We start from the raw sequence: 25984 nt of genomic DNA, 5'->3' as shown, positions 1-25984 counted from the left end.
GGCCAGAATAGGAACCGGTATTTCGACAGCCAGTCCGATGCTCACGTGCGCTGCAAACTGCTCGCGGCTCACGCGGCCATAGCGCGTCCATGCGTGCTATGATGTATGTACAAACGTCAATACAGGTGTTGTGTGCGTTTTGAGTGGGACGAAATCAAGAATCAAATCAACATCCGTAGGCATGGCATCGACTTTAGAGATGCCATCGACGTGTTCGAGCATCCGGTGCTGACGGCGATAGACCAGCGGGAAGATTACGGGGAAGACCGCTGGATCGCACTAGGTTGGATGGCCGCCATCGTAGGTGTGGTGGTGTACGTCGAACGCAGTTCGGATGTGATCCGTATCATTTCGGCCCGCAAGGCGACGAAGCGCGAGGTCAAACGCTACAAGCACAGCGTCTGGAATTGACGGTCACCGTGGCAATGGCAGGAAACGAGCAGAGGCGAAATTATGGGTAAAACATCGGGAACCGACTGGAAGCGACTCGCAAAGACAGACGACGCGCAAATCGATACGAGCGACGTGCCTGAATTGGGCGCCGACTTTTTTGACCGCGCTGAGCTGCATGTTCCGCCGAAACAGGCTGTGACGATGCGCCTGGATGCGGATGTGCTGAACTGGTTCAAGGAACAGGGGGCGGGCTATCAGACGCGCATCAACAAGTTGTTGCGCGCCTACATGCTGGCGCAGCAGCGTCGTCGTCCTTAAGGTGCGGCGCCGCTTTATTCTGTCTGCGGCTGAAAAGCTTGAGAAGGCACTGCGCAGAAACGCCTGATGTCTGCGCAGCGTAGCTTTTATAGACTGCTGCCGCGTAATTCTTCAGATACACGTTTGACCACCGGCGCCCAATCGCCCAAGCTCGTCTGCCGGAACAATTTCATCGCTGGATACCACGGCGAATCGCTGCGCTCTTCGAGCCAGCGCCAATCCGAGTTGGCGGGCAGCAGCACCCATACCGGTTTTCCAAGCGCGGCAGCCAGGTGCGCCACGCCGGTGTCCACGGCAATCACCAGATCGAGATTCATGATGAGCGCGGCAGTATCGTCGAAGTTGTGCAGATCAGCGGTGAAATCGTGGGCACGGAAAGTTTCAGGCGCGTCAGCCAACTGATCGTGCGCGGGGCCTTTCTGCAGCGCGTACCACGCGATGTCTTTCAGCTCGCTTAGCGTACTCAGTTCGGCCAATGTCATCGAGCGATAACGATCATTGCCAAACGTCGGGCTGCCGGACCACACGAGACCCACTTTGCGTTTTGCTTTGCCGGCTGCGTCTATCCGCTTGCGCCATGTCTTGATCTTTGCCTTGTCGGCAAACATATACGGCACGTCCGCGGGAATGGTCGACAGTTCGGTGCCGACGCACGACGGCACGCTCATCATCGGCACCCAGAAATCGTACTGGCCGTCAGGTGTACCGCTGAACGCGCGATGCACGCCCGGGATGCGCCCGACCAGCGGCAGCAGCGGCTCGCGCACACAGATATCGACCGTGGCGCCGAGTTGCTCGAGCACAGGCGCATAGCGCAGAAACTGGAAGTGGTCGCCGAAACCCTGTTCGCCGACCAGCAACAGACGGCGCCTGTCGAGCGGTTCGCCATGCCACTCGGCAACATCCGGCACGGCGGTTGCCTCGTAATCGCTCCTGCGCCAGCGCTTCGCAAATTCCGGCCAACCCTGCTTGTAATCGCCGCGCTTGAGCAACAGCCACGCGAGGTTCTGATGCGCGTCCGCGTAGTTGGGGTCGAGCGCCAGCGCATGGCGGTAGAAGCCTTCCTCTTCATCCAGGCGGCCTTGCGCGCCGAGCGATCCGCCAAGGCAAACCAGATTCGTTGGGTTCGGCTTGAGTGCGACTGCACGCCGATACTGCGATTCGGCGCCGGCGTAGTCACCGAGCTTGCCGATCAGGCTGCCCAGGTTGACGTGCGCCTCGGCATAGTCGCCACGCAGTGCCAGTGCCCGTTCGAAACTGGCGACGGCTGCGGCGTGATCGCCTTGCGCATTGTGCGCATTCCCCGCGTTGAAGTGCGTTTCCGCCGATTTCGGATCGAGCGACAGCGCGTTTTGATAGCAGGCCAGCGCCTCGTTATAGCGACCGAGCTTGCTCAGCGCCGTGCCGAGGTTCAGATGCGCGTCGACCAGCGACGGATTCACCGACAACGCCAGGCGATACTGCCCGATCGCTTCTTCGAGCGAGTCTTGCGCTTGCAGCGCGACACCAAAGTTGTTGCGCGCGTCGGCGAAATCCGGCTGCAACTGCAGCGCCTGGTCATAGCAGATCATCGCCTCGTCGAGATGGCCGAGCGCGGCGGCGACAAGGCCACGGTTGCTCCAGCAGGCGGCGTCGGTGCGATCGAGTTTGAGCGCTTCGCTCATCAACTCGGCGGCGAAACCATGGTCGCCTCGCTGATGTTGAAGCACGCCGAAGTAATGGAGCGCCTTGGCATGCCTTGGGTCGAGTACGAGGGCTTCGCGGTAAAAAGGCTCGGCGGCATCGAGGCGGCCGGCCTGGTGTGCTTCGAGCGCGGCTTCGATCAGCGAGGTAAGGTAAGCGGAGGGCGGCGCGTTGGTGCGCGTGGTGTCAGGGTGGGATTGATGTTCCATGCGGGACCTGCTGGAAAGCGCTGACGGCGCGCGTTGCGCGCGTCGCCAGCGCATGTGGATGGGGGAGACCATCCACCAGCTTATGTTCCGGCCCCTTTCCTGGCGATCGGACACCTCCGAATTCGGCGGCGTCCATTTGTCACGGCTGATGCGACTCGCCGCCCAGCGCGACAGGTCGGCGCGATGCCGGTATCTGCCACGCGGCGTGGCCACCGGCTCTACAAGAACATCAGGAAATTCAGCAGCAAGATGTTCACGATCAGCAAGGTCAGCGCGGTCGGCACCTGTACCTTGATCACCGCGTTCTTATCCGGCAATTCCAGCAGCGCCGCCGGCACCATGTTGAAGTTCGCGGCCATCGGCGTCATCAGGGTGCCGCAGTAACCCGAGAACATGCCGATCGCGACCATCACCGCCGGGTTGCCATGAAACACGCCGACCAGAATCGGCACGCCGACGCCGCCCGTCATCACCGGGAACGCGGCGAAGCCGTTGCCCATCACCATCGTAAAGAGCGCCATGCCGATGCAGTACACGGCCACTGCGACAAACCGGTAGTCGAGGCTGATGTAGGCCGTGGTGACGTGAGCGACCGCCTTGCCGACGCCGGCGTCCGAGAACACGAGGCCGAGCATGCCGAGCATCTGCGGCAGCACTGCGGCCCATGACAGCGCATCGACCAGCCGGCGCGCTTCCTTCATCGATTGGCCGACGGTATCACGCGTCATCACGCAGGCAATCGCAAGTGCGATCACGCAGCCGATGCCGAAGCCGATCAACGTCACGTTGGCCTTCTCGAACAGCGGAATGCCGCCGAAGATCAGATGGCTGGCCGACAGCGTAATGATTACGGTGACGACCGGAATCGTCAGCGCGGGCACGAACAGCTTGTTGCCCAGACGCGCGGCGCTCGCCTTGCGCGCTTCGAGCGACAACAGTTTCGGCTTGCCCGCGGTCACGCCACCGAAGCCCGCAATCAGCGCCATCACGATCACCAGCACGCCGACCACCGAGGGCGGCAGCTTGTCGCCGATCAGGAAGATCAGCGCGTAAAGGATCCAGAAACCGCCGGCGGTGAAACGGCGCGGGTGTTCCTTGTCCGTGACGATCATGCCGCCTATGACGAGCAGGACCACGCCGAGCAGCCAGAACAGATAGGTAATCGTGAACGTCATGCTTTGTCTCCTGCGGCGGGTTGCGTCGGCGAAACGGAGGCGGTGTTCGCTGCGGCATTACCGCGCAGTTCGCGTTCGAGCCTGCGGTCGAGCAAATAGAGGCGGAAGCCGTGAACGATGAACGCGCAAATTGCGGTCGGGATACCCCAGACGGCCACGTGAATCGGCTCGACGACGATGCCGGCTTCTTTCAGGAAGGTCGTCATCAGCACGATTGCGCCGAACGCGACGAAGATGTCTTCGCCGAAGAACAGGCCGACGTTGTCGGTCGCCGCGGAGAAGGCGCGCAGCTTGAAGCGAACCGCGTCGCTGATCTTGCCGAAGCGCGCTTCAGTCGCGCCTTCGGCCATCGGCGCGATCAGCGGACGCACCATCTGCGGATGGCCGCCGAGACCGGTCAGGCCGACAGCGGCGGTCAGTTCGCGCACCAGCAGATAGACGATCAGCAAACGCCCCGCGGTCGCGGCCTTGATGCCGCCGATCCACGCTTGTGCGCGCTCACGCAGGCCGTGCCGTTCCAGCAGGCCGATCACGGCCAGCGGCAGCAGAATGATCAGCGGGATATTTCGGGTCTTGATGAAGCCGGTGCCGATTTCGGCGAGGATTTTTTCCGGCGGGAAGTGCGCGGCCAGACCCGTGATGATCGCGGCAACCGCCACGATCAGCATCGGATTGAACCGTAATAAAAAGCCGACGATGATGACGGCCACGCCAATGAGCGGCCATAGACTGACTGTTGTCTGCATCTGGATCTCCAAACAGGGTTGCAACCTTGCCGCTTGTGACGGCTAACGTGGGCCGGCGCCAGGGGAACCCGCGCCATCTTGTTGCCACGGCTCTTGCTGGCCGCGTTGCTTCGACTACACCTGCACCTGCACCTGCTTCTACTCACTGCGGGTACTGCAATACGTCCCGCACCTGGCAAACGCCCCGCATGGAGCGGGGCGTTTGGGGTGGGGCAACAGTTGAATCGCGCTGTCTGGCTCGCGTTGGCCGATGCGCGGATCAGACGCTCGCGGCGCCGGCCGCGTGAACTTCAATGCCGGCGTCCTGTAACGCGCGGCGGATGCGCCGTGCGAACGCCAGCGCGTGCGGGCCGTCGCCGTGCAGGCAGATGGTCTGCGCGTTGAGCGGCACCCAGTGTCCGTCCACGGCCTGCACGCGGCGCTCGCGCACCATGGCGAGCGTGCGCTCCAGCACCACGTCTTCGTCGTCGAGCAGCGCGCCCGGCTCCTTGCGCGGCACCAGCGAGCCGTCGGCACGATAGCCGCGGTCGGCGAATACTTCTTCGACGGCAGTCAGGCCCGCCTCGCGTGCGGCTGTCACGAGCCCGCTGTTGGCGAGCGCGAACACCGCTACCGACGGGTCGAAATCATGGACCGCGGAGACGATCGCGTCGGCGATCTTCGCGTCGCGCGCGGCCTGGTTGTACAGCGCGCCATGCGGCTTGACGTGCGCGATGCGCCCACCTTCGGCCTGCGCGATCGCCGACAGCGCGCCGAGCTGATACAGCACGCCCGCATAGATGTCGTTGGCCGGCAGGTCCATTTCCTTACGACCAAAATTCTCAGGATCGTTAAAGCTGGGATGCGCGCCAATCGACACGCCTTTTTGCACCGCCCATCGCACGCAGTCGCGCATGGCGTTGGCGCCGCCCGCGTGCCAGCCGCACGCGATGTTGGCCGAGCTGACGAGGTCGAGCAGCGCCTCGTCGGAGCCGCAGCCTTCGCCGAGATCGGCGTTCAAATCGATTTCCATGGTGTTCCTCTGCTCTCAAGAAAACGCCGGACCGCCCCAAGTTTTTCGCACCGCAGGAAGTCCCCTTGAGGGATTGTCCCCTCGGGGGCCTGCTGCGAAGCGCCAGGTTTGGTGGCGTTCAGTATTACAGCGCTACGACCGCCGACTGGCGCGCGCAGCGTTCTTCGTGCATTGCAATCGCGGCGTCGATCTGCCGCAAATACGTGCGTTCTTCCAGTAAGGCCTGACGCGCCTCATAGGGCGTCGTCGGGATGAAACGGATGGCGGCGTTCAGGCGAACCTGCGCGAGCTTCCATAGATCGGCCTGGATCACGACGCCGATCTTCGGATAGCCGCCGGTGGTCTGCGCATCGCTCATCAGCACGATCGGCTGGCCATTCGGTGGGACCTGAATCGTGCCAGGCAACACCGCGTGTGAAAGCAGATCGCTTTTCTGGGTGCGCTTCAGTTCCGCGCCAGCGAGGCGGTAGCCCATGCGGTTGCTGTTCGGTGTGACCAACCATTCATCGGACCAGAACGATTCGTGCGCTTCTTCAGTGAAGCCGTCGTATTCAGGGCCTTGCAGTACGCGGATCGGCACGGCCCACGGCACGCCGGACGGATGCCGGCCGCGCCGCAACGGCTCATGAACCAGCACGAACTTGCACCAGGCGGGCGCCTTCACGCCGAACTCCGGCGCTTCGGGGGTGAAGCCGAGGTGGCCGCGTTGCGGCGGCGCACCGACCGGCAGGCGATCGCCGTCGCGCAGCGCCCGGCCGCCAAGTCCGCCGAAATGGCCTGCGAGATCAGTGCTGCGCGAGCCGAGCATCGGCAAAACGTCGACGCCGCCCGCGATGCAGACATAGCCGCGCATGCCGCGTTTGGCAGCTTGCAGAACCAGTTCCTGGCCAGCCTGCACCGGCAGGCTCCACCATGAATAGACCGGCTTGCCGTCGAGCGTCGCGCCGAATTCGGTGCCGGTGATGGCCACGCGTGTGGCGCGCAGAAAGCGCAGCACGGTCGGCCCGAAGGTAATTTCCAGGCCAGCCGCATCGGGGCGGTTGCCGACCAGCCGGTTGCCGACTTCGAGCGACAGACGGTCGAGCGCGCCACCCATCGCGACGCCGAGGTGCCGGTAGCCGTGGCGGCCGAGATCCTGAATCGTCGTCAGGAGACCCGCGCGAATCACATCGATCATGCGTGTATCCCCGCGACGGTAAAGCGCACCCGGTCGCCCGGTTGCAACAGCGTGGGTGGGCGGCGAGCCGGATCGAATAGCGGCAGTTCGGTGCGGCCGATCAACTGCCAGCCGCCGGGCGAGGTCGCCGGATAAATGCCGGTCTGCTCACCGCCAATGCCGACGGAACCGGCCGGCACTTCCAGTCGTGGCGACGAGCGGCGCGGCGTGTGCAGCGCTGCGTCAAGCCCACCCATATAGGCGAAGCCCGGCTGGAAGCCGAGGAAAAACACCACGTACTCGCCTTGGGCATGACGTTGCACGACTTCGCGAACGCTCAGGCCGGTGTGATTGGCGACCACTTGCAGGTCAGGCCCGAACTCGCCGCCGTATTGCACCGGGATTTCGACTTCACGGCCGGCTGCGGGCACGTCGCTCACCGCGTTCCAGGCCGCTTTCAGATGGCTTACCAGCGCTTCGCGATCGGCTTCGAGCGAATCGAATACGAGCGTCAGATTGTTCATGCCCGGTACGACCTCCAGCACATGCGGCCAGTCGCGCGCGGCCTCGGCCGCAGCCCACACGCGCCGCTGGCATTCCAGCGTGGCAGGCGGCGGCGCCTCACAGACTAGCGCGGCATCGCCGAGCGGAAAGATTCTTGGTTGGCTCATCGCTTAATGGCCCTGGTCGAGTCGGAAATGTCGAGCATATCGGACCCTATGAATATTTATCGGCATAGGGTCCGCGATGTTTGTAGCGTACATTATCAATAAAATATCAACAAATTCTCAATAAGCGTTTTCGCCAGGCTCCCGGGAATGGGCTGGTCGTCGTACACTCCCGACACCTTCCCAACCTGTTTCTCGAGAATTTTCACCATGTCGCGCCACCCCACCAAGATTGTCTCCTCGGAACATCTCGTGTCTGACACAAGCGCGGAGCTGTCCGAGCTGGAGTACGCACTCATCATGGCGGGCAACGCGTTCAACCGGTGGATGGTGCGCTGCATGTCGGCAGCCGGTGAAAAGGACATGACCGCAATCGAAGTCTCGTTGCTGCACCACGTCAGTCATCGCGAGCGGCGCAAGAAGCTGGCCGACATCTGCTTCGTGCTGAACATCGAAGATACGCATGTCGCCACCTATGCGTTGAAGAAGCTGGTAGCTAGAGGGTATGTAAAAAGCGAAAAGACCGGCAAGGAAGTGTTCTTCTCGGCGACCGATGCGGGCCGTGACCTCTGTCTGAAGTACCGCGAGGTGCGCGAGAGCTGCCTGATTTCGACGCTGAAGGAAAGCGGCCTGACCAACGAACAGATTGGCGAGGCGGCGCAATTGATGCGCAACGCGTCCGGACTGTATGACACGGCCGCGCGGGCGGCGGCGTCTTTATAAGAGGGTTCGGCCTCAGCGGTTGGTGACGGATGCGCCTTGCACGGCGCTCTTCAAGCGCTTAATCCGCCGGGTGTGGGTAGAGGCCCGCTTCCGTCACGATCAGATCGAGCGGGATGTCGTGGGCTTCGCGCCGCAGCGCGTCCGTGCGGCACGCTTCATAGGCGATGCCGACCGTGACCGGCTTCTTCGAGCCCGGCCAGGCGGCGAGCGTGCGATCGTAGTAGCCGCCGCCGTAACCGAGCCGGTAGCCGTCGGCGTCAAAGCCGACGCACGGCACGAACAACAGATCAGGCATGACGACGCGCCCCGAAGTGGGCTCGGCGATCTTGTGATGGCCGATCTTCATCGGCGTATCTGGCGCCCATGCGTGAAATTCGAGCGGTACGCCGCGTTCCTTGACGATCGGCAAACTCGCCTCGCGTTGCGAGCCGGCCGCGAGCCAGATCGCAATCGCGGCGCGTGCGTCGAACTCGCCCGCCAGCGGCCAATAGAAACCCACGCTGCTCACGCCGTAGTGCTTCAACGCATCGAGAATGCGGCGGTCGAGCACGGCATTGTGCGCCGGCTCGGAAGCCGCTTGTAGCCTTGCTTCCAATAGCATTCGACGCAGCGCCTTTTTCGATTCCGCGACGGGGTTGCATGCTATGCTTGGGTTCAATTCGCGCTCCAGAAACAACGATGTCAAAACGCCTCTATCGAGTATATCGCGCGGCCGGTCTGGCGCTTGCCGCTGCGGCACTCGTCGCGTGCAGCACGGCTTCCGCCGTCAAGCCTATTCCCCTTTCTCAACTCACGAACGACGACCAGACCTTCGTCCAGCTTCGCGAAGCCGCCCGCAATAATGACGCGGCGCGTGCAGCGCAACTGGCGAGCATGATCCCGAACTATCCGGCGCCTTCGTATCTGGAGTACTTCCAGCTCAAGCCGCAGTTGTTCGATTCCAGCGGCCATGCGCGCATCGACGCGCCGGATGCGCCGGTGCTGGCGTTCCTGCAGAAGTACGACGGCCAGGCGATTGCCGACCGCCTGCGCAACGACTACCTCACGGTGCTCGGCGCGCGTCACGACTGGCGCAACTTCGACCAGCAATACGCGCGCTTCGTGCTGAACGACGACACGCAGGTGAAGTGCTACGCGCTCGAATCGCGCGCCGCGCGCGGTGAAAACGTCGCCGACGCGGCGCGTGCGCTGCTGGTCGATCCTAAGTGGTACGGCGACGGCTGCGTCGATCTGATTACCTCGCTGGCGGTCAACCAGCAATTCAGTTCCGACGACGTGTGGCAACAGATCCGTCTCGCGTACGAACAGAACTACACGAACACCGGCAGCAAGCTGGTCGACGCGCTCGGCAACCAGCCGCCCGATCCGGTGCTGTTCGGCCAGGCCACGAATACGCCGCCGTTGCTGCTGGCGCGCGGCGTCGGTCCGGATACGCAATCGCACCAACTCGCGTTGCTCGCGATCACACGCATGGCGCGTAACGACCCGGCCATGGCCGCGGCCACGTTCGCCTCGGTGGCGCCGTCGCTGAGCTCGCCCGAGCGTGCAATCGGCTGGGGCACGATTGCCTATCAGGCCGCGGCCAAGCAGATGCCGAGCGCGGTCGACTGGTATCGGCTCTCGGTGAATGCGCCGCTGTCGACCCCGGCGTACGAATGGCGCACCCGCACCGCGCTGCTCGCAGGCGACTGGACGATGGTGCGCTGGTCGATTGAACAGATGCCGGCGGCGCTGCGTAATCAGCCATCGTGGGTGTACTGGCATGCCCGTGCGCTCAAGCAAGCCGGCGACACGACTACAGCCAACCAGGAATTCGAGTCGATCTCACAGGGCTTCAACTTCTACGGCCAGCTGGCTGCGGAAGAGCTCGGCCAGAAGATCAGCGTGCCGCCGAAAACCACGGTGAGCGACGCCGAAGTCCAGCAGGCCGGCAACACGCCGGGCTTCGATCTGGCGCAGCGGTTCTATGCGTTGAATTTGCGGCTCGAAGGCAATCGCGAATGGAACTGGCCGCTTCGTAATATGAGCGATCGGCAATTGATCGCCACCGCGGAATACGCGCGCCGCATCGAGTTGTATGACCGCACGGTCAACACGGCGGACCGCACGAAGAGCGAGCACGATTTCTCACTGCGCTATCTGTCGCCGTTCAAGGATATCGTGGAGCGCGATGCGCAGTCGAATGGGCTGGATGTGGAATGGGCGTACGGGCTGATTCGCCAGGAATCGCGCTTCATCATGAACGCGCGCTCGGAAGTGGGCGCGAGCGGTCTGATGCAGCTGATGCCGGGCACCGCGCAACTGGTGGCGAAGAAGATCGGCCTCGGCCCGATTTCGCGCGAGCAGATGAACGACATCAACACCAACATCCTGCTCGGCACGAACTATCTGTCGATGATCTACAATCAGTTCGACGGGTCCGCCGTGCTGGCTACTGCGGGTTACAACGCGGGCCCAGGCCGTCCGCGCAACTGGCGGCAATCGTTGCAGCATCCGGTTGAAGGCGCGATCTTTGCCGAAGCGATTCCGTTCCAGGAAACGCGCGACTACGTGAAGAATGTGTTGTCCAACACGGTCTACTACGCGGCATTGTTCGAAGGCCGTCCGCAATCGCTGAAGGCGCGTCTGGGTTATATCGCACCGTAAGCGCCGTGCCGCCGCCGCGTCACTCTGATGCGGCGGTGCGCCACGCCAGCCGTTGCCGCGGCTTCCACCAGGGAGTCGAAAATGCGACATCAAGCCATTGCGATCATCGGCGGTTCCGGTTTTATCGGCAGCTATCTCGTCAACGCCCTCGTTGAAATGGGCAAAGACGTGCGCATCGCCACCCGGCGCCGCTACAACGCACGCCATCTCACCCTGCTCCCCATCGACGTGATCGAAGCCGACGTGTTCGATCCGGTGCAGCTCGCGCGTTTCGTTGAAGGCGCCGATTGCGTGGTCAACCTGGTTGCCACGCTGCATGGCAAACGCGGCAAGCCCTATGGCCCGGAGTTCGCGCGCACGCACGTCGAATTGCCGACCAAAATCGTTGCAGCTTGCGAAGGCAAGGGTGTGCACCGGTTGATTCATATCAGTGCGCTTGGCGCCGACTCGAACGGGCCGAGCATGTATTCGCGCTCGAAGGGTGACGGCGAAAAGGCCGTGCACGCGGCGAATCTGGCATGGACGGTTTTCCGACCTTCTGTGGTGTTCGGTCCCGAAGACCAGTTCCTCAACAAGTTCGCGTTCCTGCAGCGGATGTTCCCGGTGATTCCGCTTGCCATGCCGGATGCGAAATTCCAGCCGGTGTACGTCGGTGACGTGGCGAAAGCGATCTGCAATGTGCTCGATCTCGATGCAGCCAGCGGCCATACTTATGAACTGGGCGGCCCGACCGTCTATACGCTCGAAGACCTCGTCAAGTATTGCGGCGATGTGATTGGCCGGCATGCGCGGATCATTCGCCTGCCGGACGCATTGGCGCGTTTGCAGGCGTTGACGTTCGAAATGGCACCGGGCGAACCGGTGATCTCGCGCGACAATCTCGATTCGATGAAAGTCGACAACGTGTTGAGCGGACCGCTTGCGCCTGAACTCGGCATCGAACCCGCCAGCATCGAAACGATCGCCCCCGTGTATCTGACCGGCGCGTCGACGCGTTCGCGCTTCGACACGTTTCGCGCCAGTGCGGGGCGCTGAACCTTTTTATCTTTTCCTTTTATACCAGGCATGAAACTGCTTATCGGTGACAAGAACTATTCGTCATGGTCGATGCGTCCATGGCTGCTGTTCAAACATTTCGGTATCCCATTTGAGGAAGTGTTGATCCACTTGCGTGAGGCCGGCACGAAGGCCGCGATTCTGTCTCACGCGCCGGCGAGCGCGGGCAAGATGCCGACGCTAGTTGCCGGCGACGGCCTCGTCGTATGGGATTCGCTCGCGATCGCCGAGACGCTGGCTGAGCGCTTCCCGCAGCATGCGCTGTGGCCGCGTGATCCTGTGGCGCGCGGGCTCGCGCGAAGCGTCAGTGCCGAGATGCATTCGGGCTTCGGCGCGTTGCGTTCGAACATGTGGATGAACATTCGCGCATCGTTTCCGGGCAAGAACGCCACGCCCGAGGCGCTGGCCGATATTGCGCGCATCGACGCAATCTGGCGCGAGTGTCTTGATACATACGGCGGCCCTTTCCTGTTCGGCGAGTTCGGCATTGCGGACGCGATGTACGCGCCGGTTGTGATGCGCTTCAATACGTGGCAGCCGGCGCTGTCCGAGGCCGCTGCGGCTTATGTTCGTCGCGTGACGGCCTTGCCGGCGGTGAAGGCATGGATCGACGACGCGCTGCGCGAAACGCACACACTTCCTGACCAAGACGTATGCCCATGAATATCTACGCGGTCGGCGGGGCGATTCGCGACGAGTTATTGGGCGTGCCCGTGCAGGACCGCGACTACGTGGTGGTTGGCGCGACGCCCGAGCAGATGGTGGCGCAGGGCTATCGTCCGGTGGGCAAGGATTTCCCGGTGTTCCTGCACCCGCAAACGCACGAGGAATACGCGCTCGCGCGCACCGAGCGCAAGACGGCGGCGGGCTACCACGGTTTCCAGTTCTTCTACGCACCGGACGTCACGCTCGAAGAGGATCTCGCTCGCCGCGATCTGACGATCAACGCCATGGCGCGCGAAATGCGCCCGGACGGGGAACTGACCGGCCCGGTGATCGACCCGTTCAACGGCCAGGGCGATTTGCAGGCGCGGCTGTTCCGTCACGTCAGCGATGCGTTTCTCGAAGACCCCGTGCGGATTTTGCGGATTGCGCGGTTCGCGGCGCGCTTCGTCGATTTCACGGTGGCGCCGGAGACGATGGCGCTGATGCGCAAGATGGTGGGCGACGGTGAGGTGGATGCGCTGGTGGCCGAGCGCGTGTGGCAGGAGGTGTCGCGCGGATTGATGGAGAAGAAGCCCTCCCGGATGTTCGAGGTGCTGCGGGAATGTGGCGCGTTGGCGCGGATTCTGCCGGAGATCGACGCGTTGTTCGGCGTGCCGCAGCGGGCTGACTATCACCCCGAAGTGGATACGGGCGTGCATGTGATGATGGTGATCGACCATGCTGCGCAGCAGGGTTACGCGTTGCCGGTTCGGTTCGCGGCTATGACGCATGACTTGGGCAAAGCGACGACACCGGACGATATCTTGCCGCGGCATATCGGGCATGAGGGGCGCAGCGTGGATTTGCTGAAGCCTTTATGCGAGCGGCTGCGGGTGCCGAATGAATGCCGCGATCTCGCGACGCTGGTCGCGCGGGAGCACGGGAATATTCATCGCGTGATGGAGATGGGGGCTGCGGCGTTGGTGAGGCTGCTCGAGCGCAGCGATGCCATCCGGAAACCGGCGCGCTTTGCTGAAGCTTTGCAGGCTTGTGAGGCGGATGCTCGTGGGCGGCTTGGGTTTGAGATGCAGCAGTATCCGCAGGCTGAGCGTCTACGGATTGCGCTTGTCGCCGCGCGAGGTGTGGATGCCGGCGCTGTGGCGAAGCGGCTTGCCGACGCGCCTGCTGGAATCAAGGACGCCGTGCATCAGGAAAGAGTCCGGGCCGTGGAGACGGCAATCGGCTAATTTGCCTTTGCTTTTGGCGGCGCGGCAAACGGGCAGCTCATGCCGTGCCGCCGCCCAAGGCAAACCAACCTACAAGACCCTGGCAATAAGCGACAACAGCATCGACAGCACCAGCGTCGACATAAACGGAAACGGATACTCCCGCCCGAAGAGCCGCAACGTCACATCACCGGGCATCCGCCCAATCCCGATCTTCCTGAGCCACGGCCAGCAGGCCGACAACACCGCCACCGCAACAAACGTAGTCAACAGCCAGCGGATCATTGCAAATCCCTAAGCCAAAAAATCACAGCGTATGTGACCGGTCGCCGCTGGAAAACGCCTGCAGCGTGTCATCCAGTCCGCGCGAAAACGCGATCACCTTGAACAGCTCGCCCATCTCCGCCTCGGACAACAACTTCTGCACCGCATTCGCCGCAGGCAAAAACTTCATCGTGTCCGAAGGATCGAGCGCCGATAACGCCTCGGTAATCCCCGCATTCAACAAGAACCGCGCTTGCGAAGTGAACCCCAGTAAGTCCGCGCCAGCCTCGACTCCGGCTTCGGCAATGCCGGTAAATTCCACGTGCGCAGTAATGTCCTGCAATCCCGGATAAACAAACGGATCGCCATGCGCGCGGTGCCGGTAATGACACATCAACGTGCCCTGCGCACGCTGCTCATGGTAGTACTCGTGACGCGGAAAACCATAATCGATAAAGATCGCCGCGCCACGCGTGAGCATCGTGCAAACGGTCCGCGTGAATGCACGGGCGGCGTCGTGTGTCTCGGTCACGTAGTCGTCGGCGACAGTTTCGATCTCCGCCAGAAAGGCAATGTCCGCAGCCGCGGACACAGGGCGGTCGTCGAACGCAAAAGCCTCGTCTCGGCACATCACGCCGCGCTCGTGCCAGGCGCCGCCCGTATAGGCGAAAAGCCGCACTGGCATCGCGTCCAACACCTCGTTGCCGATCACCACGCCTTCGAATCGCTCCGGCAACGCGTCCAGCCAGCGCACCTTCGCGGCCAGCGCCGGTGCCGCAGCTTCGATCGTCTCGCGTTGGCGCTCGCGCAACTCGCCCGACAAATCCACGACCGAGTAGCTGTCGAATTCGACGCCCAACGTGTCCAGCGCGTTCAGCAAGCCGGCGGCGAGTTTACCTGTACCGGCCCCGAATTCCATCACGTTACGTGTGCCGCTTGCCTGCAAGGCCTCGGCGAGCGGGCGCGCCAGCGTGGTTGCGAAGAGCGGCGACATTTCCGGCGCCGTCACGAAGTCGCTGCCGTCGTCGCCGCGCAGGCCGAATTTGCGGGCGCCGCCGCTGTAATAGCCGAGTCCCGGCGCGTAAAGCGCGCGTTCCATGTAGCGGTCGAATGGCAGCCAGCCGCCTGCTGCTTCGAGCTCCGCGCGGATCTGCGCGACCAGCGCTTCGGACTGCGCAAGCGCGCTCGGGCCGGGAGCAGGTAAACTATCGGGTTGGTGAGCTTTCGGATTCATCCCCGCATTGTAAATGACCGCCTCTTTGGACACCGCCGCCCGCGCGCCTGAAACGCCGCGCATCGTGCTGATTACCGGCGCCGCCCGCCGCATTGGGCGCTCGCTTGCGTTCGGCTTCGCCGCGCGTGGCTGGGACGTGGCGGTCCATTACGGCGCGTCGCGGGAGGAGGCTGACGATGTGGTCGCCGAAATCGTCGCCTTGGGCCGCCGGGCGGTGGCTTTGCATGCAGAATTGGGTGACGAGGCTCAGGTCGGGCAGCTTTTGCCTGCCTGTATTGCAGCGCTGGGCCGCCCGTCGTGTATTGTCAACAACGCGTCGCGCTTCGAAGAAGACACGGCACTGAACGTTGGTTACGACCTCCTGCTGAAGCTGACCGCGATGAATCTGGGCGCGCCGCTCGTGCTGGCGCGTATGCTGTTCGAGGCCACGCCCGAGGCGGCGCGCTCCGACGAGAGCCTGCGCGGGGTCGTGATCAATGTGCTGGATCAGAAGCTGTACAACATGAATCCGGATTACCTGTCCTACACGCTGTCGAAGGCGGCGTTGCAGACGGCGACGGTCGCGTTGGCGCAGGCATTGGCGCCGAAAGTGCGCGTGGTAGGTCTCGCGCCCGGTCTGACGATGCAATCCGGCGATCAAACGCCGGCAGGTTTTGAAGAAGCTCACCGTGCTACGCCTCTGGGCCGCGCGTCGCGGCCGGAGGATATTGTCGCCGCCGCGCTGTATCTCGCCGATGCAGCGGGCGTTACCGGAACGACGCTGGTGGTCGACGGCGGGCAGCATCTCGTGCCGCTGCCGCGCGACGTAATGTTTTTGACGGGCGCCTGAAGCGCGCACGGTCTGCCGATATCGGCGGTCGCCGCGCTGTGAAGCGTCCCCTTGCGTGCCCCGCACGCTTTTTTCGACTGGAACGAACATGTTTGCCGCTCTTTCGCATCCCCGGCTCGCCGATTGCCGCCGGCTCTTTCTGCGCAATTACGAAGTGCACATCAACATCGGTGTGCACGACTTCGAAAAGCGCGGCGAACAGCGCGTCGTGATCAACGTCGAACTGTTCGTGCCGCTCGCGCTGTCCACGCCGGTTCAGGACAAATTGAACGAAGTCGTCGATTACGACTTCATGCGCTCGACCATCGCGCGCCGCGTCGAACAAGGACATATTCACCTGCAGGAAACCCTCTGCGACGACCTCGTCAAGGCACTGCTCGATCATCCGCAGGTGCGCGCTGTGTGCGTGTCGACCGAAAAACCGGACGTTTATCCTGACTGCGACGCGGTAGGCGTTGAAGTCTTTCGTATCAAAGAGGATTGAGCCATGAATGCTCAGGAAATCCTGAACGGCACCGCGGCCCTTGAGACGGCCCAAGCCGCGCACGCCCCTACGGGCAAAGCGCCGCTCACGCGCCGCGAGCAGAAAGAAGCCTACGAGAACAATAAGCTGTTCAAGCGGCTTGCGCGCCAGGTCGGCGAGGCGATCGGCGACTTCAACATGATCGAGGAAGGCGACAAGGTGATGGTCTGCCTGTCGGGCGGCAAGGATAGTTACGCGATGCTCGAAATCCTGATGCGGCTGCGCGAACGCGCGCCGATCAACTTCGACATCGTGGCGGTGAATCTCGACCAGAAGCAGCCGGGCTTCCCCGAGCATGTGCTGCCCGAGTACCTGAAGCAACTCGACATTCCGTTTCACATCGAGAACCAGGACACGTACAGCATCGTTAAGCGGCTGGTGCCGGAGGGCAAGACCACCTGCTCGCTGTGCTCGCGGCTGCGTCGCGGCATTCTGTATCGCGTGGCGGGCGAGCTCGGCGCGACCAAGATCGCGCTCGGTCATCATCGCGACGACATCCTGCAAACGCTGCTGCTGAACATGTTCTACGGTGGCAAGCTGAAGGGCATGCCACCCAAGCTGCAATCGGACGACGGCAAGAACATCGTGATCCGCCCGCTCGCCTACGTGAAGGAAACCGATCTGGAGAAGTACGCGGAACTGCGCGAATTCCCGATCATTCCGTGCAATCTGTGCGGCAGCCAGCCGAACCTGAAACGCGCAGAAATGAAGGCGCTGATTCGCGATTGGGAGAAACGCTTCCCGGGCCGCATCGAGAACATGTTCAATGCGTTGTCGAACATCGTGCCGTCGCATCTGATGGACCATAAGCTGTTCCCGTTCGCCGGCCTGCGCGCAACGGGCGAGGCCGATCCGCAAGGCGATATCGCCTTCGACGAAGAGCCGTGTTCGACCGATACCGGCGACAGCACGCTGCTCACTGGATCGAAACCGATCTCGATCGTCCAGTTCGACGATATGTAAGCGGCGCGGAAACACGCGCAAAACGTGTGGGAAGCGTGCGGGGAACGCCCGATTTCCCGCATTTCTGCCCGCGGTGAGGCCGCGTAGCGGCCTTTGCCGTCATAGGCTGCATGATAGAATCGTCGGCTCCAAACTCGTCTTTTCGCCGACGCCATGAACATCGTCATTTTGGCGGCAGGCACCGGTAAGCGCATGCGGTCCGCGCTTCCCAAGGTGCTCCATCCCCTGGCTGGCCGGCCGCTCCTCGCTCATGTCATCGACACTGCACGTGCGCTCAAGCCCACGCGTCTGGTCGTAGTGGTCGGTCAAGGCGCCGAAGCCGTGCGTCAAGCGGTAGCGGCGCCGGACGTCCAGTTCGCGGCGCAAGAGCAGCAACTCGGCACGGGCCACGCGGTGCAGCAGGCGCTGCCGCTGCTCGATCCGTCCGAACCCACGCTGGTGCTGTACGGCGACGTGCCGCTCACGCGCGCCAGCACGCTGCAAGCGTTGACCGATCGCGCGGGACAAGGCGGCTACGGCGTTCTCACCGTCACGCTCGACAACCCCAGCGGCTATGGCCGCATCGTGCGCGATCAGCACGGCAAGGTGTCGCGCATCGTCGAACAGAAAGACGCAACGCCCGAGCAACTCAAGATCGCCGAGATCAACACCGGCATCATCGTCGCGCCGACCGAGCGCCTTGGCGGCTGGCTCGCGGCGCTGAAGAACGACAACGCCCAAGGCGAGTTTTACCTGACCGACGCGGTCGAGATGGCGATCGAAGCGGGACTCGAAGTCGTCACCACCCAGCCGGACGAAGAGTGGGAAACGCTCGGCGTGAATAGCAAGCAGCAGCTTGCCGAACTCGAACGGATTCATCAGCACAATGTCGCCGAGGCGCTGCTGGTTGCGGGCGTGACGCTTGCCGACCCGGCTCGCCTCGACGTGCGCGGCACGCTCGAATGCGGCCGCGACGTCTCGATCGACGTGAACTGCGTGTTCGAAGGCCGCGTCACGCTGGCCGACAACGTGACGGTCGGGCCGAACTGCGTGATCCGTAACGCGACGATCGGCGCCGGTACGCGCATCGACGCGTTCACGCATATCGAAGGCGCTGAAGTCGGGGCGAACGTCGTGCTTGGCCCCTATGCGCGGCTGCGCCCGGGCGCGTCGTTGCAGGACGAGTCGCACGTCGGCAACTTCGTCGAGGTGAAGAACGCGGTGCTCGGTCATGGCTCGAAAGCGAACCACCTCACGTATATCGGCGACGCGGATATCGGGGCGCGCGTGAATATCGGCGCGGGTACCATCACCTGTAACTACGACGGTGCGAACAAATTCCGCACGATCATCGAAGACGACGTGTTTGTCGGCTCCGACACGCAACTCGTGGCGCCTGTGCGCGTGAAGCGTGGCGTGACGATCGCGGCGGGCACAACGGTCTGGAAGGATGTTGAAGAAGACATGCTGGTCCTGAACGATAAGACTCAAACAAGCAAGCCGGGCTATGCACGCCCGGTCAAGAAGAAAAGTTGATGGGCGTGACGCGCGCGCGGAGCGCGCTCCCTGAAACCCAGCACTGAAAAGGAATAAGCCATGTGTGGGATTGTCGGCGCGGTTGCGCAACGTAATATCGTTCCCGTCCTGATCGAAGGACTGCGTCGCCTCGAGTATCGCGGCTACGATTCCTGTGGCGTGGCCGTTCTCGGCGACAGCGGGCCGCGTCGTGCTCGCAGCGTCGCGCGCGTGGCTGATCTGGACGAGCAGGTGCGTGAGAGCCACCTCGAAGGCGTCACGGGTATCGCGCATACGCGCTGGGCGACGCACGGCGCGCCGGTGACCGACAACGCCCACCCGATCTTCTCGAAAGATACACTCGCGTTGGTACACAACGGCATCATCGAGAACTACGAGTCGCTGCGTGAAATGCTGCGTGGCAAGGGTTACACGTTTGTCTCGCAGACCGATACAGAGGTTATCGCTCATCTGATTCACAGCCTGTATCGCGGCGACCTGTTCGCGGCGGTGCGTGAAGCCGCCGGGCAATTGCACGGCGCGTACGCGATCGCGGTGCTGCATAAGGATCAGCCGCATACGGTGGTCGGCGCGCGGCAAGGTTCGCCGCTGGTGGTGGGACTCGGCAACGGTGAGAACTTCCTCGCTTCGGATGCATTGGCGCTTGCCGGTAGCACCGAACGCTTCATCTTCCTCGAGGAAGGCGACGTCTGCGAACTGTCGCTTGAGGGCGTGCGTATCGCCGATCGTGACGGCTACGAAGCGCAGCGCGAAGTGCGCCAGGTCGCGGCGTATGGCGGCGCGGTCGAACTCGGCCCGTATCGTCACTTCATGCAAAAGGAAATTTTCGAACAACCGCGTGCGATTACCGACACCATCCCGCAAGCCGATTCGTTCGACGCGTCGATATTCGGCGCAGGCGCCGACAAGGTGTTCGCGGACATCGACAGCGTGCTGATTCTCGCGTGCGGCACGAGCTACTACTCGGGGCTGACCGCGAAGTATTGGCTCGAATCGGTCGCGAAGATCCCGACCCAGGTGGAAATTGCCAGCGAGTATCGCTATCGCGAGTCGGTGCCGAATCCGAAGTCGCTGGTGGTGGTGATCTCGCAGTCGGGCGAAACGGCCGACACCTTGGCGGCACTCAAGCATGCGCAGTCACTGGGGCATAAACACACGCTGTCGGTGTGCAATGTCGCTACGAGCGCGATGGTGCGCCAGACGGAATTGTCGTTCCTGACACATGCGGGCCGCGAGATCGGCGTAGCGTCGACGAAGGCGTTCACGACGCAACTGGTTGCGCTATTCGTGCTGGCCGCGACGCTTGGGAAGCTGCGTGGGCAGGTGAGCACGGAGCAGGAAGCTGAGTATCTGAAACTGCTGCGGCACTTGCCGGCGGCGCTGAATAGCGTGCTGGCGCTGGAGCCGCAGATCATCGCGTGGTCGGAAGAGTTCTCGCGCAAGGAACATGCGTTGTTCCTCGGGCGCGGCCTGCATTACCCGATCGCGCTCGAGGGCGCGCTGAAGCTCAAGGAAATTTCCTATATCCACGCGGAAGCGTATCCGGCTGGCGAGCTGAAGCACGGGCCGCTGGCGCTGGTGACTGAAGCGATGCCAGTGGTAACGGTGGCGCCGAATGACGCGCTGCTCGAGAAGCTGAAGTCGAATATTCAGGAAGTGCGTGCGCGGGGCGGTGAGCTTTATGTATTCGCGGACGCGGATACCAAGATCGTGAACGACGAAGGTCTGCGTGTGATCCGGATGCCGGAGCACTACGGCTTGCTGTCGCCGATTCTGCACGTGGTGCCGCTGCAGTTGCTGGCGTATCACACGGCTTGTGCGCGTGGAACGGATGTGGATAAGCCAAGAAATCTGGCGAAGTCGGTCACGGTGGAGTGAGGGTGGTGCGCAGCGATTACTGCTGCTAGTTTCACGCTGAAAAACGGTCGCCTGCGGGCGGCCGTTTTTTTGCGTCGGCGGCAATCGTTTACCCAGCAGATCACATAGGAAAGCTTGCTTCCATGCTCACGTCAGGTGTGCCCGTAGGCAACCGCATACAACACCCCGCTCACTCCCTCACCAATTCCACCGCAGCCGCCGAAATAAACTCCGCCCGCACGCTATCCCCGACTCTCAACTCATTGAGAGGAATGCCGCTCGCAGCCCTCAGCACCTGCCGATGCTTCGGCCCTCGCAACGTCACCATCCGGCTCTTACGGTCGATCTTCAGCACGGTCGCCACCACCTGCACTCTATGCGCCGACGACGCGTATCCCGCTGAAGCCGGTATCGCCGCTGTCGTCTCGATGCGCTCGCGAACACCTCTGGTCGTGACCTTGTCGACTTGAAGCAGCAGTGCCTGCTGGTAGGCGACATTCAGCTTGTCGCCGACCCGCAGTTTCCTGACGTCGGCCAGCTTGGGATTGACGTCGACATCCGCCAGGTTGCCGCGCGGACCACGCAGCGTAACGCTGTTGGTGGCCGGGTAGATCGCGACAACGTGAACCTGAGCGTGAATGACCTCAGCTTGTCCGAGTGCCTTCTGACCGGCATCGGCGTCTGCGTCCTGAGCGAAGCCGGATTGACAGCATGCGGCCGTCAGTACAACCGCGCTCCACATGACCGCGGCCGATGAGCCCAGTTTGCGTAGACGAGTCATCCGTTGCTCCCGAAGTGACCACCTCAAATGAAGATCCCGAATGACTAACTCAGGCAACCGACCTGAATGACTTCAGGACCTTAACGACGCTCCCGCGCTTACAGCTCCGGACGCGCCAGGTCACTGGTCACGATGTGCTCGCCATACACCTGCGCCGCCGCGACGGCTTCCAGCTTGGTTGCGTAAGGGCCGAGTTCTGGCGCGCCGTCGAACGGGAACAGCACGCGGCCGTCGGTGGTTCGAACCACTTTCAACACGCCGAAAAAACGCCGGTAGCCGGCCAGTTTCGACGTCGCCGACACTTCAAAATCTTCCTCCGACGTCGCGGGGACGCTGGGAATGAATACGGTCTTGCTCATACCTGAAAACATCTCTTGTTCAATGGGTCGGCACCTGTTGGAAAGGCCAAGGCACGCCCGGTTGTCCCGGGAAGACATTCACCGGCGGCCCCCATTGTCTCAAATCCCGGCGCATTGAGCCGGATGCCCGATCAACCAGCAGGCCAGCGCCTGCATACCGCGTCCTCGACTACAGCAGCAGCCCGGCAACCAGCATCATCCTGCGGCTTTGACCGACGCCTCATGCTCGGCCGCCAGCGCAACATCCCGCTCGCTCACCTTAACGAAGCTCGGCCGCGAGCAGACGCGCTGGGCATACTCGAGCACGACCGGCGTCTCAGGCACCAGCTTGAACATCATCCCCCAATGCAACGCGATGCCCCACAAGATATCCGCGGCCGACATCCTGTCCCCGAGCAGATAAGGTGACCCCTGCAACTGGCTCGTCACCGTCCCGAGCATCGAATCGAAATCGCCGTAGGGTGACGTAGCAAGCGGTGCCGGCTCGCGCTTCATTGCCTTGTCGACCAGCGCCGGTTCGTAACATGCCGCGTAGTACACCAGCCAACGCAGATACGGCCCGCGCGACGGATCGTCGAGCGCTGGCGCCAGTCCCGCTTCGGGAAACAGATCGGCCAGATAGATAAAGATGGCGACCTGTTCGGTAACCAGCGCGTCGCCGTGAAGGATCGCCGGCACTTTGCCAAGCGGATTGATCGCGAGATACGGCGCTTTGCGCTGCTCACCGGCCTTCATGTTCAGCACCTTCAGCTGATACGGGGCGCGGAGTTCTTCAAGTAGCGTGAGTGCGCTCACAGAGCGGCATTGCGGTGAGTGGAACAGCGTGATCGTGCGGTCGGTGGTCATGGCGGGAGCCTTCTGAATGAGCGTCTTGTTGGAAAAGCCAGCGCCCATCTGGCGCCGGATGTCCCATCCTAAGCGCCTATACCTGTCAGTTTGTGTCAGGTATGACTACACTTGTCCGCATGAGAGCCAGCCGCCTCCTTTCTATTCTGATGACCTTGCAAGCGCGTGGACGCGTGACCGCGCAGTCGCTCGCTGACGAATGCGCGGTCTCGCTGCGCACGATCTATCGCGACATCGACGCCTTAAGCGCCGCGGGCGTCCCCGTCCAGAGCGAACGTGGCGCGGAAGGCGGCTATCGTCTGCTCGACGGATACCGTACGCGTCTGAACGGCCTGTCGTCGCAGGAGGCAGAGGCGCTATTCCTCGCAGGCTTGCCGGGACCGGTGCAGGCACTCGGTCTCAGCGCCGTGATGGCCGGCGCGCAAACCAAGTTGCTTGCCGCGCTGCCGGTCGAATTGCGCTCGACCGCGGAGCGCATGCGCTCGCGTTTTCACCTCGACGCCCCGGCCTGGTTCGCCGATGCGGACGAGCCTGCAAATCTGCCGTTGATTGCCAGTGCGGTGTGGGAACAGCACCCGTTGCAGATTCGCTATCAGAGTTGGAAAGCCGAAAAGTTTCGCCGGATCGAGCCGCTCGGCATCGTGCTGAAAAGCGGAGCCTGGTATGTGGTTGGGCGTGTCGGCACGGACATCCGCATCTATCGCATTTCGCGCATTCTCGAATTGAGCATGCTGGACGAGACTTTCGAGCGGCCACCGGCCTTCGATCTGGCGGCTTACTGGCAGGACAGCACGCAACGTCTGTCCGAAGAGATGCATGCGAGCGAGGCAACGTTGCGCCTGTCGCCGTGGGGCATGCAGATGCTCGAAGTCTTTACCTCGCCGTTCGCACGCTCCGCCGCGAAAATCAGCGAGCCGGATCCGGCCGACGGCTGGCGCACGGTCACACTGCCGGTCGGCTCGATAAGGCAGGCATGCGCGGAACTGTTGCGCTTCGGTACCGAGGCCGATGTGCTGGCGCCGCCCGAGTTGCGCGCGCGTTTCGCCGAGGTGGCGGCAGCCTTGCATCGCCGCTACGCGCAATGAGGGCGATGGTTCGCAGCTAGCGTAACCACCCTTATATGTTGCGTCGGATGACCGATATATTGCCGGAGTGTGGCGTGATTCACGCCGATGTCATACGTGCTGCATAGAGTTTGCCCGCGAATAAAACTCCAATCCCCAAGGGCAAAACATGTCACAGCGCAGCGGGTTGCGTGCATTCTTCATGGTCGTTTGCGCGGCCTTAGTCGGTATTATCGTCGCCGCGTGCGGCTCGTCGTCCTCGTCACTCAATGTGACCGGGCAACAGCAGATCCGGCACGTCTTCGTCATCACACTCGAAAACGAAAACTACGCGACCACCTTCGGCGCAAACAGCAAGGCGCCGTATCTGTCGCAGACGCTGGCTTCACAAGGCGCGATGGTGCAGCAGTACTACGGCACGGGGCACGTGAGCCTCGACAACTACATCTCGATGATCAGCGGCCAGGCGCCGACGCCTGAAACGGACAACGACTGCATCACCTATCAGGACTACAAGCTCACCGGCACGACGTCGGACGGCCAGGCGATCGGCTCGGGTTGCGTGTATCCCGCCAGCATCAAGACGCTGCCGGACCAGCTGAAGGCCGCTGGCTACACCTGGAAGGGCTATGAAGGCGACATGGGCAACGACCCGACGCGCGAAGCCGCCACGTGCGGCCACCCGACGCTCAACACGACCGACCTGACCCAATCGGCCGAAGCGCCGAGCGCGGCGGTGCCGCTGGGCGACCAGTACGCGACGCGTCACAACCCGTTCATGTACTTCCACTCGATCATCGATTCGTCGGACTGCGGCCAGCACGTCGTGAATCTGAACACGCTCACAACCGATCTGCAATCGATCTCGACCACCGCCAACTTCAACCTGATTACGCCGAACCTGTGCGACGACGGCCACGACGCGCCGTGCGTGAATGGCCAGCCGGGCGGACTGACGAGCGCGAACACGTTCCTGCAGAAGTGGGTGCCGATTATCACGGCCTCGCCGGCGTTCCAGAAGGACGGTCTGTTGATCATCAACTTCGACGAAAGCAGTTACGCCACCGTCACGCAGTCTGCATCCGGTGAGGATCTGATCTTCTCCGGCGCGACCTGCTGCAGCCAGCAGCCGGGTCCGAATCTGCCGGCGTTCCCGCAGACTTCGTCGCTGTCGTACAAGGGCACGACGATCAACCTGACCAAGCAGAGCTTTGGCGGCGACCAGACCGGTGCGGTGATGATCTCGAAGTTCATCAAACCGGGCACGGTGTCAACGGTGCAGTACAACCACTACTCGATGCTCAAGAGCATTGAGGACATCTTCCAGTTGGACCATCTCGGCTACGCGGGGCAGGCCGGTCTCGTCGGGTTCGGCAACGACATCTTCACGAACCTGTAAGCGATCAGATGCCGTTTTTTGCAACGCGATTCACCGAGCGCACTGCCACGCGATTGGCGGCGCTCGCAGCGCTGGTCAGTGCCGCATTGTTGCCGTTCGCGGCAGCGGCGGCACCTGCGGCAGCTCCAGCGCCGGCCGACGCGAAGCCCGTCTATAGCGACGCCGCGGCGCTCGGCAAGCTGATGTTCTTCGATGCGTCGTTGTCGGCGTCGGGCAAGATGTCGTGCGCGAGCTGTCATAGCCCGTCGCACGCGTACGGGCCGCCCAATGGGCTGGCCGCGCAGTTGGGTGGGCCCGACATGCGCTCGCAAGGCACGCGCGCTGTGCCAAGCCTGCGCTACGTGCTGAACCGCACACCGATGTGGAGTCATGCGCAGGCGGCCAGCATGTCCGAGCGCCTGAGCGAGACGGACAACGCGCCGGTGGGCGGTTTCGGTTGGGACGGGCGCTTCAACCGTCTGCACGATCAGGCGAGTTTCCCACTGCTCAATCCGAACGAGATGGCTAACAAGGATCCGGCGGCAGTACTCGCGAAACTGGAGCACGCACCTTACGCGGCGCGTTTCAAGGAAGTGTTCGGCCAGAACATCTTCACCGATCCCAACAAGGCGTTCACGCAGGCGATGTACGCCATCGAGCGCTTCGAACTCGAAGACCCGAGTTTTCATCCGTACACCAGCAAGTTCGACTACTA

27 protein-coding genes are annotated in these 25984 nt (G+C 62.6%); 15 read left to right on the top strand and 12 right to left on the bottom strand.

What is annotated here, in order from left to right; genetic code table 11:
* The first annotated feature begins 132 nt into the window (after positions 1–132).
* Together HHL24_RS18615 and HHL24_RS18610 are read left to right on the top strand one after the other, a co-directional pair.
* Positions 133–411: a BrnT family toxin gene (locus HHL24_RS18615; protein WP_169486899.1), complete on the top strand. Its 279-nt coding sequence runs from the start codon at positions 133–135 to the stop codon at positions 409–411.
* A 42-nt stretch (positions 412–453) separates the two neighbouring features.
* Positions 454–711, top strand: coding sequence for a BrnA antitoxin family protein (locus tag HHL24_RS18610; protein ID WP_169486898.1), 258 nt, complete (start codon positions 454–456; stop codon positions 709–711).
* An 86-nt stretch (positions 712–797) separates the two neighbouring features.
* On the opposite strand, the gene HHL24_RS18605 is transcribed toward HHL24_RS18610, so the two are convergent.
* From HHL24_RS18605 to pxpB, 6 genes are all read right to left on the bottom strand, one after another.
* A complete protein-coding gene (locus tag HHL24_RS18605) occupies positions 798–2603 on the bottom strand; it encodes a tetratricopeptide repeat protein (protein WP_169486897.1) in 1806 nt (601 codons plus the stop codon).
* 218 nt (positions 2604–2821) lie between these two features.
* On the bottom strand, positions 2822–3778 hold the full coding sequence (locus HHL24_RS18600; protein WP_169486896.1) for a DUF979 domain-containing protein: 957 nt from the start codon (positions 3776–3778) through the stop codon (positions 2822–2824).
* Positions 3775–4524 (bottom strand): DUF969 domain-containing protein, encoded by a 750-nt coding sequence (locus HHL24_RS18595; RefSeq protein WP_169486895.1) that lies wholly within the window; start codon positions 4522–4524, stop codon positions 3775–3777. Before HHL24_RS18595 ends, HHL24_RS18600 begins: the two co-directional genes overlap by 4 nt.
* 259 nt (positions 4525–4783) lie before the next feature.
* Entirely contained in the window at positions 4784–5536 is a 753-nt protein-coding gene (pxpA, locus tag HHL24_RS18590; RefSeq protein WP_169486894.1) for a 5-oxoprolinase subunit PxpA, read from the bottom strand.
* A 124-nt stretch (positions 5537–5660) separates the two neighbouring features.
* Complete coding sequence (locus HHL24_RS18585; RefSeq protein WP_169486893.1) at positions 5661–6713, bottom strand: 5-oxoprolinase subunit C family protein; 1053 nt, start codon at positions 6711–6713, stop codon at positions 5661–5663.
* On the bottom strand, positions 6710–7363 hold the full coding sequence (gene pxpB / locus HHL24_RS18580; protein ID WP_169486892.1) for a 5-oxoprolinase subunit PxpB: 654 nt from the start codon (positions 7361–7363) through the stop codon (positions 6710–6712). The genes HHL24_RS18585 and pxpB overlap by 4 nt, the downstream gene beginning before the upstream one ends.
* A gap of 207 nt (positions 7364–7570) precedes the next feature.
* On the opposite strand from pxpB, the gene HHL24_RS18575 reads away from it, so the two are divergent.
* On the top strand, positions 7571–8083 hold the full coding sequence (locus tag HHL24_RS18575) for a winged helix DNA-binding protein (protein WP_169486891.1): 513 nt from the start codon (positions 7571–7573) through the stop codon (positions 8081–8083).
* Between the two features lie 58 nt (positions 8084–8141).
* On the opposite strand, the gene HHL24_RS18570 is transcribed toward HHL24_RS18575, so the two are convergent.
* A complete protein-coding gene (locus HHL24_RS18570) occupies positions 8142–8684 on the bottom strand; it encodes a 5-formyltetrahydrofolate cyclo-ligase (RefSeq protein WP_230417508.1) in 543 nt (180 codons plus the stop codon).
* 77 nt (positions 8685–8761) lie between these two features.
* Here HHL24_RS18570 and HHL24_RS18565 point away from each other — a divergent pair, with 77 nt between their 5' ends.
* From HHL24_RS18565 to HHL24_RS18550, 4 genes are all read left to right on the top strand, one after another.
* On the top strand, positions 8762–10729 hold the full coding sequence (locus tag HHL24_RS18565; RefSeq protein WP_169486890.1) for a lytic transglycosylase domain-containing protein: 1968 nt from the start codon (positions 8762–8764) through the stop codon (positions 10727–10729).
* An 81-nt stretch (positions 10730–10810) separates the two neighbouring features.
* Complete coding sequence (locus HHL24_RS18560) at positions 10811–11764, top strand: complex I NDUFA9 subunit family protein (protein WP_169486889.1); 954 nt, start codon at positions 10811–10813, stop codon at positions 11762–11764.
* Between the two features lie 30 nt (positions 11765–11794).
* Entirely contained in the window at positions 11795–12448 is a 654-nt protein-coding gene (locus HHL24_RS18555) for a glutathione S-transferase family protein (RefSeq protein WP_169486888.1), read from the top strand.
* Positions 12445–13677: a multifunctional CCA addition/repair protein gene (locus tag HHL24_RS18550; RefSeq protein WP_169486887.1), complete on the top strand. Its 1233-nt coding sequence runs from the start codon at positions 12445–12447 to the stop codon at positions 13675–13677. Before HHL24_RS18555 ends, HHL24_RS18550 begins: the two co-directional genes overlap by 4 nt.
* Before the next feature lie 69 nt (positions 13678–13746).
* Here the strand turns inward: HHL24_RS18550 and HHL24_RS18545 are convergent, their stop codons facing one another.
* Both HHL24_RS18545 and HHL24_RS18540 read right to left on the bottom strand, forming a co-directional pair.
* Positions 13747–13941, bottom strand: a complete 195-nt coding sequence (locus HHL24_RS18545; protein WP_169486886.1) for a DUF2905 domain-containing protein — start codon at positions 13939–13941, stop codon at positions 13747–13749.
* A gap of 22 nt (positions 13942–13963) precedes the next feature.
* Entirely contained in the window at positions 13964–15154 is a 1191-nt protein-coding gene (locus HHL24_RS18540; RefSeq protein WP_169486885.1) for a class I SAM-dependent methyltransferase, read from the bottom strand.
* Between the two features lie 13 nt (positions 15155–15167).
* Here HHL24_RS18540 and HHL24_RS18535 point away from each other — a divergent pair, with 13 nt between their 5' ends.
* The 5 genes from HHL24_RS18535 (at position 15168) to glmS (ending at position 20862) form a co-directional block, all read left to right on the top strand.
* Complete coding sequence (locus HHL24_RS18535) at positions 15168–15983, top strand: SDR family oxidoreductase (RefSeq protein ID WP_169486884.1); 816 nt, start codon at positions 15168–15170, stop codon at positions 15981–15983.
* A gap of 88 nt (positions 15984–16071) precedes the next feature.
* On the top strand, positions 16072–16467 hold the full coding sequence (locus tag HHL24_RS18530) for a dihydroneopterin aldolase (RefSeq protein ID WP_063497570.1): 396 nt from the start codon (positions 16072–16074) through the stop codon (positions 16465–16467).
* A 3-nt stretch (positions 16468–16470) separates the two neighbouring features.
* The gene (gene ttcA / locus HHL24_RS18525; RefSeq protein WP_169486883.1) at positions 16471–17469 is read left to right on the top strand and encodes a tRNA 2-thiocytidine(32) synthetase TtcA; all 999 of its coding nucleotides are present in this window, start codon (positions 16471–16473) and stop codon (positions 17467–17469) included.
* Between the two features lie 153 nt (positions 17470–17622).
* The gene (gene glmU / locus HHL24_RS18520; protein ID WP_169486882.1) at positions 17623–18984 is read left to right on the top strand and encodes a bifunctional UDP-N-acetylglucosamine diphosphorylase/glucosamine-1-phosphate N-acetyltransferase GlmU; all 1362 of its coding nucleotides are present in this window, start codon (positions 17623–17625) and stop codon (positions 18982–18984) included.
* A 60-nt stretch (positions 18985–19044) separates the two neighbouring features.
* Complete coding sequence (gene glmS, locus HHL24_RS18515; protein ID WP_169486881.1) at positions 19045–20862, top strand: glutamine--fructose-6-phosphate transaminase (isomerizing); 1818 nt, start codon at positions 19045–19047, stop codon at positions 20860–20862.
* Positions 20863–21031: 169 nt separating this feature from the next.
* Here glmS and HHL24_RS18510 read toward each other — a convergent pair whose 3' ends face one another.
* From HHL24_RS18510 to HHL24_RS18500, 3 genes are all read right to left on the bottom strand, one after another.
* Positions 21032–21622 carry a hypothetical protein gene (locus HHL24_RS18510; RefSeq protein WP_169486880.1) on the bottom strand — a complete coding sequence of 197 codons (591 nt, stop codon included), beginning with the start codon at positions 21620–21622 and terminating at the stop codon, positions 21032–21034.
* 98 nt (positions 21623–21720) lie between these two features.
* Positions 21721–21981, bottom strand: coding sequence for a DUF6723 family protein (locus HHL24_RS18505; RefSeq protein ID WP_093641155.1), 261 nt, complete (start codon positions 21979–21981; stop codon positions 21721–21723).
* Positions 21982–22176: 195 nt separating this feature from the next.
* Complete coding sequence (locus HHL24_RS18500) at positions 22177–22827, bottom strand: glutathione S-transferase family protein (RefSeq protein ID WP_169486879.1); 651 nt, start codon at positions 22825–22827, stop codon at positions 22177–22179.
* A 101-nt stretch (positions 22828–22928) separates the two neighbouring features.
* Here HHL24_RS18500 and HHL24_RS18495 point away from each other — a divergent pair, with 101 nt between their 5' ends.
* The 3 genes from HHL24_RS18495 to HHL24_RS18485 form a co-directional block, all read left to right on the top strand.
* On the top strand, positions 22929–23912 hold the full coding sequence (locus HHL24_RS18495) for a helix-turn-helix transcriptional regulator (protein ID WP_230417507.1): 984 nt from the start codon (positions 22929–22931) through the stop codon (positions 23910–23912).
* A gap of 148 nt (positions 23913–24060) precedes the next feature.
* On the top strand, positions 24061–25290 hold the full coding sequence (locus HHL24_RS18490) for an alkaline phosphatase family protein (RefSeq protein WP_169486878.1): 1230 nt from the start codon (positions 24061–24063) through the stop codon (positions 25288–25290).
* 8 nt (positions 25291–25298) lie between these two features.
* The coding region (locus HHL24_RS18485; RefSeq protein WP_206002920.1) for a cytochrome-c peroxidase at positions 25299–25984 on the top strand (686 nt) is incomplete at its 3' end.

The organism is Paraburkholderia polaris, assembly GCF_012927345.1.
GTDB lineage: Bacteria > Pseudomonadota > Gammaproteobacteria > Burkholderiales > Burkholderiaceae > Paraburkholderia > Paraburkholderia polaris.
The sequence above is the reverse complement of the archived record's forward strand: the minus strand, read 5'-3'. Positions and strand labels throughout refer to the sequence as shown.

What these genes read in the sequence shown, in the direction of transcription:
- HHL24_RS18610 (WP_169486898.1), top strand. Translation starts at nt 454, where the DNA reads ATGGGTAAAACATCGGGAACCGACTGGAAGCGACTCGCAAAGACAGAC.
- HHL24_RS18605 (WP_169486897.1), bottom strand. Translation starts at nt 2,603, where the DNA reads ATGGAACATCAATCCCACCCTGACACCACGCGCACCAACGCGCCGCCC.
- HHL24_RS18600 (WP_169486896.1), bottom strand. Translation starts at nt 3,778, where the DNA reads ATGACGTTCACGATTACCTATCTGTTCTGGCTGCTCGGCGTGGTCCTG.
- HHL24_RS18595 (WP_169486895.1), bottom strand. Translation starts at nt 4,524, where the DNA reads ATGCAGACAACAGTCAGTCTATGGCCGCTCATTGGCGTGGCCGTCATC.
- pxpA (WP_169486894.1), bottom strand. Translation starts at nt 5,536, where the DNA reads ATGGAAATCGATTTGAACGCCGATCTCGGCGAAGGCTGCGGCTCCGAC.
- HHL24_RS18585 (WP_169486893.1), bottom strand. Translation starts at nt 6,713, where the DNA reads ATGATCGATGTGATTCGCGCGGGTCTCCTGACGACGATTCAGGATCTC.
- pxpB (WP_169486892.1), bottom strand. Translation starts at nt 7,363, where the DNA reads ATGAGCCAACCAAGAATCTTTCCGCTCGGCGATGCCGCGCTAGTCTGT.
- HHL24_RS18575 (WP_169486891.1), top strand. Translation starts at nt 7,571, where the DNA reads ATGTCGCGCCACCCCACCAAGATTGTCTCCTCGGAACATCTCGTGTCT.
- HHL24_RS18570 (WP_230417508.1), bottom strand. Translation starts at nt 8,684, where the DNA reads ATGCTATTGGAAGCAAGGCTACAAGCGGCTTCCGAGCCGGCGCACAAT.
- HHL24_RS18565 (WP_169486890.1), top strand. Translation starts at nt 8,762, where the DNA reads ATGTCAAAACGCCTCTATCGAGTATATCGCGCGGCCGGTCTGGCGCTT.
- HHL24_RS18560 (WP_169486889.1), top strand. Translation starts at nt 10,811, where the DNA reads ATGCGACATCAAGCCATTGCGATCATCGGCGGTTCCGGTTTTATCGGC.
- HHL24_RS18555 (WP_169486888.1), top strand. Translation starts at nt 11,795, where the DNA reads ATGAAACTGCTTATCGGTGACAAGAACTATTCGTCATGGTCGATGCGT.
- HHL24_RS18550 (WP_169486887.1), top strand. Translation starts at nt 12,445, where the DNA reads ATGAATATCTACGCGGTCGGCGGGGCGATTCGCGACGAGTTATTGGGC.
- HHL24_RS18545 (WP_169486886.1), bottom strand. Translation starts at nt 13,941, where the DNA reads ATGATCCGCTGGCTGTTGACTACGTTTGTTGCGGTGGCGGTGTTGTCG.
- HHL24_RS18540 (WP_169486885.1), bottom strand. Translation starts at nt 15,154, where the DNA reads ATGAATCCGAAAGCTCACCAACCCGATAGTTTACCTGCTCCCGGCCCG.
- HHL24_RS18535 (WP_169486884.1), top strand. Translation starts at nt 15,168, where the DNA reads ATGACCGCCTCTTTGGACACCGCCGCCCGCGCGCCTGAAACGCCGCGC.
- HHL24_RS18530 (WP_063497570.1), top strand. Translation starts at nt 16,072, where the DNA reads ATGTTTGCCGCTCTTTCGCATCCCCGGCTCGCCGATTGCCGCCGGCTC.
- ttcA (WP_169486883.1), top strand. Translation starts at nt 16,471, where the DNA reads ATGAATGCTCAGGAAATCCTGAACGGCACCGCGGCCCTTGAGACGGCC.
- glmU (WP_169486882.1), top strand. Translation starts at nt 17,623, where the DNA reads ATGAACATCGTCATTTTGGCGGCAGGCACCGGTAAGCGCATGCGGTCC.
- glmS (WP_169486881.1), top strand. Translation starts at nt 19,045, where the DNA reads ATGTGTGGGATTGTCGGCGCGGTTGCGCAACGTAATATCGTTCCCGTC.
- HHL24_RS18510 (WP_169486880.1), bottom strand. Translation starts at nt 21,622, where the DNA reads ATGACTCGTCTACGCAAACTGGGCTCATCGGCCGCGGTCATGTGGAGC.
- HHL24_RS18505 (WP_093641155.1), bottom strand. Translation starts at nt 21,981, where the DNA reads ATGAGCAAGACCGTATTCATTCCCAGCGTCCCCGCGACGTCGGAGGAA.
- HHL24_RS18500 (WP_169486879.1), bottom strand. Translation starts at nt 22,827, where the DNA reads ATGACCACCGACCGCACGATCACGCTGTTCCACTCACCGCAATGCCGC.
- HHL24_RS18495 (WP_230417507.1), top strand. Translation starts at nt 22,929, where the DNA reads ATGACTACACTTGTCCGCATGAGAGCCAGCCGCCTCCTTTCTATTCTG.
- HHL24_RS18490 (WP_169486878.1), top strand. Translation starts at nt 24,061, where the DNA reads ATGTCACAGCGCAGCGGGTTGCGTGCATTCTTCATGGTCGTTTGCGCG.